7 protein-coding genes and 2 pseudogenes are annotated in these 8,217 nt (G+C 72.1%); 5 read left to right on the forward strand and 4 right to left on the reverse strand.

The genetic code is table 11. The features are described from left to right. Positions 1-226: 226 nt before the first annotated feature. A complete protein-coding gene (locus tag MXD58_RS14495) occupies positions 227-1,246 on the reverse strand; it encodes a PKD domain-containing protein (RefSeq protein WP_374616116.1) in 1,020 nt (339 codons plus the stop codon). A gap of 30 nt (positions 1,247-1,276) precedes the next feature. Beyond that, positions 1,277-1,372, reverse strand: a pseudogene (locus MXD58_RS31120) (hypothetical protein); the annotation flags it as partial. A gap of 97 nt (positions 1,373-1,469) precedes the next feature. On the opposite strand from MXD58_RS31120, the gene MXD58_RS14500 reads away from it, so the two are divergent. Further along, entirely contained in the window at positions 1,470-1,736 is a 267-nt protein-coding gene (locus MXD58_RS14500; protein WP_248841380.1) for a hypothetical protein, read from the forward strand. 14 nt (positions 1,737-1,750) lie between these two features. On the opposite strand, the gene MXD58_RS14505 is transcribed toward MXD58_RS14500, so the two are convergent. Continuing rightward, the gene (locus MXD58_RS14505) at positions 1,751-4,768 is read right to left on the reverse strand and encodes a Tn3 family transposase (protein ID WP_248841381.1); all 3,018 of its coding nucleotides are present in this window, start codon (positions 4,766-4,768) and stop codon (positions 1,751-1,753) included. A gap of 481 nt (positions 4,769-5,249) precedes the next feature. On the opposite strand from MXD58_RS14505, the gene MXD58_RS14510 reads away from it, so the two are divergent. After that, positions 5,250-5,828, forward strand: a complete 579-nt coding sequence (locus MXD58_RS14510) for an RNA polymerase sigma factor (RefSeq protein WP_248841382.1) — start codon at positions 5,250-5,252, stop codon at positions 5,826-5,828. Continuing rightward, positions 5,825-6,208, forward strand: a complete 384-nt coding sequence (locus MXD58_RS14515; protein WP_248841383.1) for a hypothetical protein — start codon at positions 5,825-5,827, stop codon at positions 6,206-6,208. The genes MXD58_RS14510 and MXD58_RS14515 overlap by 4 nt, the downstream gene beginning before the upstream one ends. 20 nt (positions 6,209-6,228) lie before the next feature. Here the strand turns inward: MXD58_RS14515 and MXD58_RS14520 are convergent, their stop codons facing one another. Continuing rightward, positions 6,229-7,161, reverse strand: a complete 933-nt coding sequence (locus MXD58_RS14520) for a tyrosine-type recombinase/integrase (RefSeq protein WP_248841384.1) — start codon at positions 7,159-7,161, stop codon at positions 6,229-6,231. Between the two features lie 168 nt (positions 7,162-7,329). Here MXD58_RS14520 and MXD58_RS14525 point away from each other — a divergent pair, with 168 nt between their 5' ends. Both MXD58_RS14525 and MXD58_RS14530 read left to right on the forward strand, forming a co-directional pair. Beyond that, the gene (locus MXD58_RS14525) at positions 7,330-7,692 is read left to right on the forward strand and encodes a PadR family transcriptional regulator (protein WP_248841385.1); all 363 of its coding nucleotides are present in this window, start codon (positions 7,330-7,332) and stop codon (positions 7,690-7,692) included. Beyond that, positions 7,689-8,217 (forward strand): annotated as a pseudogene (locus MXD58_RS14530) (hypothetical protein); the annotation flags it as partial. The gene MXD58_RS14525 and the pseudogene MXD58_RS14530, both read left to right, overlap by 4 nt.

The raw sequence follows: 8,217 nt of genomic DNA on the forward strand, positions 1-8,217 counted from the left end.
GTCCTCGCCGACGCCCGCGCCGAGGCGCGCCTGCGCGCCGAACGCGCCGAACGCCAGGCCGACGACCTCGCCGCCGAACTCCGCGCCCTGCGCTCCCCCGCCGCGCCCACCTCCGGTGCGGGCGCAGCAGACACCGGTCCGTTCGGTGCGAGGGTCCGCTGACAGTCGTGAGGGCGGGTTCGGGCGGCCGCCCTCGAGGCCAGGCGCTGCCTCTAGGGCGGGCAGGTCAGACGAGGGTGAGCCGGCCGGGGGCGTTGTGGTGAAGGGCGACGTTCATGTTCGTCAGGTCCCCGTCGGTGCTTCCCGGCACGTCGGACCAGGAGATCACGCAGGAGGCGCCGACGGGCAGCGAGGCGGGGCAGGTGCTGCGGGGGACGGCCCCGCTGCCTGGTGCCGGGATGACCGCGCTGATGATCAGGGGGGCGGTGCCCGTGCTGGTGACGGTGACGGCGAAGCAGTGTGAGCAGCCCAGGGGGGGTGGGCTTCGCCGCCAGGAGATCGCGGGCCCGCGCGCGGGTGGTCCGGCGAGTGCGACCGTCGCGGTGCGGGTGGCGGTGGCGCCGGTGCGGTCGGTGAGGGTGAGGGTCACCGGGTAGCGGCCGGGCCGGGAATACAGGTGGGTCACTGTCGGGTTCGTGCCTGGGCTGGGGTGGGTGCCGTCGCCGAAGTCGATGGTGTAGGAGGCCAGCGGGGATGATCCTGGTGCCGATCCGCCTGCCTGCGCGATGGCCACGCTCGGGGCGGCCGCGAGGGTGGGAATGACCCGCAGGTCGGCCGACGGCGGCTGGTGGGGTCGGTGATCGGGGCCGCCGAGGGCGTAGGCGGCGTCGCTGCCGGCGGCGAGGGCGGCGAGCGGTGTGGGGGTGAGGATGCGGACGGGAGTGGAGCGGTCGAGGGTGCTCGCGTCGCCCAGTTGGCCGTGGTGGTTGCCGCCCCAGGCCCAGGCGGTGCCGTCGCGGCGCAGCGCATAGCCGGCCGCGCCGCCGCCGGCGAGGGCGCTGATGTCGTGCAGGCCGGCGACCTGCACGGGGCTGGTCCGGTCGGTGGTGGTGCCATCGCCGAGCGCTCCGCCGCTGTTGGCACCCCAGGCGTGCACGGTGCCGTCGCGGCGCAGCGCGTAGCCGCAGAAGTCGCCGGCGGCGAGCGCGGTGACGTCTGTCAGGTCACGGACCTGTACCGGGGTGGAGCTGCTGGTGGTGGTGGCGTCGCCCAGCTCGCCGCCGCTGTTGTACCCCCAGGCGCGCACGGTGGCGTCGCGGCGCAGCGCGTAGGCGGTGGAGGTCCCGGCGGCGAGGGCGCTGACGTCGTCGAGGCCCGCGACGCGCACCGGGGTGGAACTGCTGACGGTGGTGGCGTCGCCCAGCTGGCCGTCGGCGTTGAACCCGGGGGTTGAGTAGGAACAGAACCGGAAGCCGGGGTTGGTGTCACATCCGTTGACAGCCCTGCTGGTGTCTGGTCAGGCTGGCCGGGTGAGTTCGGAGAAGGTCGCGTTCCTGCGGACGGACGTCGAGCGGCTGTGCGCTGAGCTGGTCGAGCTGGCGCCGGCGTTGCGGCTGCGGGTATTGACGGAGCTGCGGGCGGCGGTGGACGAGGTGACCTCGCCCGCGTTGGCCGCGGCGATGGCCGCCGCGCAGGACGAGGGCTGGGGGCTGCGGCGGATCGGCGCGTTCGTCGGGCTGTCGCACGAGCACGTCCGCCGCACACTCGCAGCCATCCCACCGGCCTCCGGCGAGTAGCCGAGCCGGACCCGTCAGGGGCCGGATGGCGGGGTGCGCAGGGGGCGGAGTTGGCCGGCGCGGATGTCGTCGGGCAGGGAGAAGTTGTATCGGCCGAGCATGCGCAGGTGGTCGAATCCGAGGGGTGAGAGCCGGGCGATGTCGGCGGTGGCGACGGGGTGGCCTTCGGCGCGGATCTGGTCGAGGGCGCGGGTCGTGTAGACCGTGTTCCACAGGATGCAGGCATTGGTCAGGAACCCGAGGGCGCCGAGCTGGTCTTCTTGGCCTTCGCGGTAGCGCTGGCGGAGTTCGCCTTTCTGGCCGTGGCAGATCTTGCGGCAGAGTTGGTGGCGGGATTCCTGCCGGTTGAGCTGGGTGTTCACTCGGCGGCGCAGAAGTTCGTCGTCGTGGTAGCCGGCGAGGTAGGTCGAGCGGTCGAGGCGGCCGAGCTCGATGAGCGCCCGCCCGACCGGGGTGGGGGTGCCGCCGCCGGTCAGGTAGCGGAACAGTTCGGCGGGGCGGACCGCGCCGGTGAGCAGGGAACCGGCGACGCGCAGCAGGTCGTCCCAGCTGTCGGTGATGATCGCGGTGTTGACCCGGGTGCGGATCAGGTTGTTCAACGGGCCGTAGTGGGCGGCCGGGTCGGCGCGGTAGAGGGTCGCGGAGCCGGTGTCGGCGAGGCGGGGGGAGAACTGCCAGCCGAGCAGGCGAAAGATCCCGAAGCCCATTTCGGAGGCGCCGGCGGTGTCGGTGGCGATCTCGACCGGGCGCAGCGAGGTCTCCTGGTCGAGAAGGCCTTCGAGCAGGTAGTACCAGTCGCGCGGGGTGCCGGGGATGACGATGCCGTGGAAGCCGGTGAACTGGTCGGAGGTGAAGTTGTAGTAGGTCACGCCCTTGGCACCGCGGCCGAAGTACTTCGGGTTCGGCCCGGCGTTGATCGTGCGGACCGGGACGACGAACCGCAGCCCGTCGGCCGAGGCGAGCTCGCCTCCTCCCCAGGCGGCGACCAGCGGCAGGGCTGTGTGGTAGTCGACGAGGGCGGCGTTCGCGGCGGTGAGGGTCGCGGCGCGCAGGTAGTTCTGCTCGACCCAGAACAGCCGATCCAAGGCGAGGGCGGGGACGGTGTCGGAGGCGACGGCGGCCAGGCCGATGTTCATCGCCTGCGCGGCGAGCACCGCCGCCACCGAGATCGTCATGTCCTCGCGGCGCGAGGAGGCGCCGCCGACGTGGGTGAAGTGATCCAGGCAGCCGGTCCACCGATGCACCTCCAACAGCGCCTCGGTCAGGTCGACCACGGGAATGCGAGCGTCGACGTCGGCGCGCAGCGCCGCCAGGGAGGCGGGCTCATCGAGCTTGTCCAGTCCGGTGAGTACGAGCCGGTCTCGGCCGTCGCGCTGCTCGATGCGGACCGACGGGTTGTCCGCGAGGCCGTCGGCGAGCTGGCGGTAGGCCGCGTCGAGCCGCCCGGCCCACCGATCCACGTCCACGCCGGGTTCGGGGTTCAGGCCGAGGTCGGCGCAGATCTGGGGCCGGCCCTTCTCCCAGGCCTCGCCCGTCAGTAGGCCGGCGGTCGGGTCGCCCCATTTACGCAGGCCGGGGACGAACACCTCGTGGCGGCGCAGCGCCTCACGGAGCCGTTCGACGGTCGCGACGGTGTAGGCGCGGGTATCGACCCCGCCCGCCTGCACGCCGTCGGCGGGGAAGACCCGGCGGTGCCAGGCAGCGGACAGCAGATCGGCGGGCACGTCCTCCGGCGCGAGGGCGATACGGCTGCGGCGGCGGGGCAGGGCGGCGAGGAACTCGAGCGCGTCGAGCATCCGCTGGCCCTGGCCACCGTGCGCGTCGAAGTCGACCACGGCCAGCAGGCGCGGCAGGAACCGGCGGACGGTCGCGTACCGGTCGAGTAGTTCGGGCTGGAAGGTGTCGTCGGGTTCGCGGGCGAGCTGGCCGACAGTGGCGGCCGCCGCGTCGACCGCGGCGACGTCCAGCTCGGCAAGCACCTGGCGGACATCGGTATCCGGGTCGGCGGCGAGCCGACCGAGCGCCAGCCAGGCGCGGCGCAGCACCAGCGCCGCCCCGTCCAGATCCTTCAACGTGCGCAGCCGCGCCTGCCCGGCGCGGAACCCGGAGGTACGGACCAGGTCCCCGACGACGAGGTCGAACACCTCGATCGCCTCATCGGCCGCGGCCGGACGCATCGTGGCGGCGAACGCGACCAACGTCGCGAGCCGGCGCGTGTCAGCGAGCTCGGCGACCGCCTGAGCGCGGGCGGCATTCGCGAATCGTGCCAGCGCGGCGATTCGCCCCGCCGGCACGCCGCTCAGGTCCCAGCCGGCCGCGCCCAGCCCGTCGATCTCGACATAGCGGTCGAGCGCCTTCACGACGCCGGCGCCACTGACATCGGTCGGGCTACGACGCAGCCGATCCAGCCGCGACACCCGCCGCCCCGCCTCGACCACGACCAGCTGCTCGAGCACCGCTCGCTGCGCGGGGCTGGGCGCCGCGGCCAGTAGCCGGTGCTGACGGGCGGCGGTCCGCTCGCGGACGCCGGCGACGAGCCGCTCGATCACCGTCACCCCGGGAAGCAGCACCTTCGCCTCGACCAGCCGGTTGGTCGCCAGGTCGAACAACACGCTGGGCCGCTCGTTGGTGTGCCAGGCCCGCAGATACAGCCACCGCGCCAACGCCCACCACTGCGACGCACCAAACGTCTCGTAGCCGTAAGCGCCGCGGATCTGGGCCTGATGCGTCCAGCGGGCCTCCCGCTCCCCGTAGCCCTTCAGATCATCCGCGTCCAGGCCGAGCTGGGCGGCGACATGGTCGACGACCACGGCCGGGACGTCCGTCGGGTCGGCCAGGAACGCGCCAAGGAAGCGCACGGAGCCGAGCTGGACGGCGAAACCCAGCTGGTTGCGCCGGCCATGCGCGGCCATCGCCCGCCGCCGCGCGTCCGCGTCCAAGTGGAAGAAGCCACCCAGCTGCACCTCGTCCGGCGGCTGGTTGAACCGACCGTAGCGGCGGCGCTGTTCGTCGGTGAGGAAATTGACCGGCACGCTGAGCCCCTGCCTCCTCGGTCGCGATGGACGGATCTTCCCAATCCGGACATCGACCGGTGCGCTGGGTCCCACTCCACCCGGCGAGGCGAAAGTTCTCAGGCGTTCATGTCGGCATTCAGGCCTGCCACGGCTTCATAAGTACTGACGGCCAAAAACGCAGACGTGAGAGGCGGCGAAGCGTGATCGTGATCGCGGTGACCGCTCTTACGATCGGTGGCGGCCTCCTGTACGAGTGGAGACGGGGGAAGGTCATCGTTGCGATCCTTGCCTCGCTCCCCGCAGGTTCCCGCCTGCGGGAACGGCGGCGCGACGGCAGTGAATGGGAGGTGACGATGGCCTCCGGAGCGGACCTCGCGCCCCGCGCGGAAGAAGCGCCGACCGCTCGCGGCGAGGTCCCGCCGGAAGACCGGGCCGGTCCTGGACGGCCTGGTGCTGGCGGCCGGCACCGCGCCACGCGGCGCGGGAGGGTGGCTCCTCTATGACCAGCGACGACGAGGTCGCTTTCGCTGCGTTCTACCGAGCCCGCGTCGGATGGGCGATGCGACGAGGAGAGATCATCCTTGGTGACACGCTGGCTGCGGAAGAGATCGCCCAGGACGTCTTTCTCCAGGCGATGCGAACCTGGACGACCTTGGACAATCCCGAGGCTTGGCTGACAACGGTCCTGTCGCGACGTCTCGCCCGGGAAGCGAGCAAGCAGAACGCCCGGCGGCTCATGCTCGGCAAACTGGCCGCGTCCGGCCGCGCCCGCGTGGACGATCCCGAGGCCTACGCGGATCTGCGCGAGGACTACCGCAGGGTTCGGGCCGCGATGGATCGGCTTCCCGGACAGCAGCGCGTCGTCATCGCACTGCGCCTGCTGGACGAGCTCACCGAGGCTGAGACCGCGACCGCCCTCGGAATCGCCGCCAGCACTGCCAACAAGCACTTCACCCGCGCGCTGGCCAAGCTGCATCAGGAGTTCGGCCGCCACGGCGAGCGACTCCTCCCTCCCGCCGAGACCTTCATCCGTCTGGCGGAACCGCGAAGACTGCCGCAGGAGGGAGGCACCCTATGAACGACGGTAAGCGTCCACACGACGGCCAGGCGGCCGAGGTGCGTCTCCGGTTGGTCCGCCGAGCGCTGGAGGGTGCTGACACCTACCTCGCCGAAGCACCCGCTATCGACATCGAAGCCGGCCTGGCTGATCTTTGGGCACGCCGTATTGCCGAGGAGCTCCAGAAGAGCGGCATCGCGATGCGTCTTGTCCTGTCGGCCGTGCGTGCCCTTCACGATCCCGCCGATCGTGCGCGCTACATCGAGGAATGGTCCGCCGACCTCGTGGACATGAGGCCTGGATGGCGCAGGCTACGGTGTGCGCTTGGGATTCGGATCATGGTGCCGACCGTATTGAACGCCGCTCGGCTGAGAGCCAGAAGCGCGCAGAAGCGCGAGTAGCTCCTTGGGTGAATGATCGTTCAGCGGCGGCGGGCCGCCGGATCGCGGCCCGCCTGCCAGCGGGCCAGCGCCTCAGGTGAGACCCGCGCGTAGCGCGCGAGCGAGGCGACCGAGGTGTGGCCGGAGTAGGACAGCAATGTCGAGGTGTTCGCGCCGTCCTCGGCGGCGTGCGTGAGCGCCGAGTGGCGGAGCTGGTGCAACGTCGCACCGGCTGTCGCCGCGGTGAACAACTCTGCGGCCCGTCGGTAGGACAGCCGGGCGCGGCCATTACCCGGGTCGAGGTCCCCTGGTGGGAGCGCCAGGCGGGCCCGCCGGTCGGTGAGAAACACCGGCCCAGCCGTCCGTCCCTTCAGCAGCCGTGGCAGCAGGCGTGCGGTGCCGGTGCGCCAGACGATGACGTCGACGGCGTTGCCCTTGCGGCGGACCTTGGCACACCGGTTACGCAGGTCGAGCTCGTCGACATCGAGGGCCAAAACCTCGCTGGCGCGGGCCGCGGTCTCGTACAACATCCGCCACAGCACCCGCTCCCGCAGCCCGATGTCCTCCCGACCAAGCAGCTCCTCGACGACCGCACGCGCCAGCGCCCTACTGCGGTCAGGTGCGCGGCCGCGGCGGCGGACGGCCCGGGTCGGGTCACCGGCGATCCAGCCCTGGTCCCGCCAGTAGCCGGCCGCCGAGCGCAGCGCGTCGAGGTTGCGGTTGAACGTCGCCGGCGCCGCTGGCCCCCACCGCTCGGCGAACCAGCCCGCCACCGTGCTCGCCGTCCCCGGGTCGTCGAGCACCGCGACCAGCGACCCGGGCCCGAGGTGCTCGCGCAGCTGGCGCAACGTCGAGGCGTAGACCCGCCGGGTTCCCGCCGTCTCCGGGTGATCCAACGTCGAGAGAAATGCGCCGACGGCCTCAGCGACAGTCGGCGCCTCGGAAGGCCGTGCCAGCGCCCGCACCACGCCCACAGTCGCCCCTCCGTCGCTATCGCAGAAAAGCACCCCGAATCGACCCCGTCCGGCGACTCTGTCCGACCAGGTCGCCGGTGACGCTACCGCAGAAAATCCGCTGCTTTCCGCGGTAGAAGCCTCCATCACCCCTTGCCCTATGTAGACATGTCGCTTAGCGTGGTAGGGGTGGGACGTCGACAGAGCAGCACCGGGCCGCGGATCACCTTCCAGACCGCCGCGGTCCTGCAGGTCATGCTCCACGCCCCGACGCTGGAGTACTACGGCCTCGAAGTCGCCGGAGCCACCGGCCTGCCCACCGGCACGATCTACCCGATCCTCGCCCGTCTCGAGAACGCCGGCTGGATCACCTCGCACTGGGAACAGCGTGACCCCTCCGAACTCGAACGTCCCCGGCGCCGGCTCTACACCCTCACCGGCCACGGCGCCCATGCCGCCCGCGCCGCCCTCGACCAGGCCCGCCGGCTCACCACCCCGACCCTGAACCCCGGTCTCGGCCGTCCCGGTCGTCCCCAGGAGAACCCGGCATGACCCCCACCCCGCGACGCCGACGCCGGGTCCGCCAGCTCCAGATCGCCCTGTACCTCCTCGCCGGCCTGCTGACCCTCACCACCATTGCCACCGCGGCCCTCTACCGGCACGACACCGCACACGCCCACGACGTCACCGCGACCGCTGACACGGCAGAACGCCACCTGCTCGCCGGCATCCGCACCCTCACCCGCACCTGCCCCACCCCCACCACCGGCGCCTGCTTGAACTCCGAACTCCGTCTGCCCGCCGGCACCCGTCTGCCCTACCGCACCCGTCTGCCCGCCGGCACCTTCCTGCCCGACGGCACCTTCCTGCCCGACGGCACCTTCCTGCCCGACGGCACCCGTCTGCCCGACGGCACCCGTCTGCCCGACGGCACCCGTCTGCCCGCCGGCACCTTCCTGCCCGCCGGCACCTTCCTGCCCGACGGCACCCGTCTGCCCGCCGGCACCTTCCTGCCCGACGGCACCTTCCTGCCCGACGGCACCCGTCTGCCCGACGGCACCCGTCTGCCCGACGGCA

Source organism: Frankia sp. AgKG'84/4, from assembly GCF_023242965.2.
Lineage (GTDB): Bacteria > Actinomycetota > Actinomycetes > Frankiales > Frankiaceae > Frankia.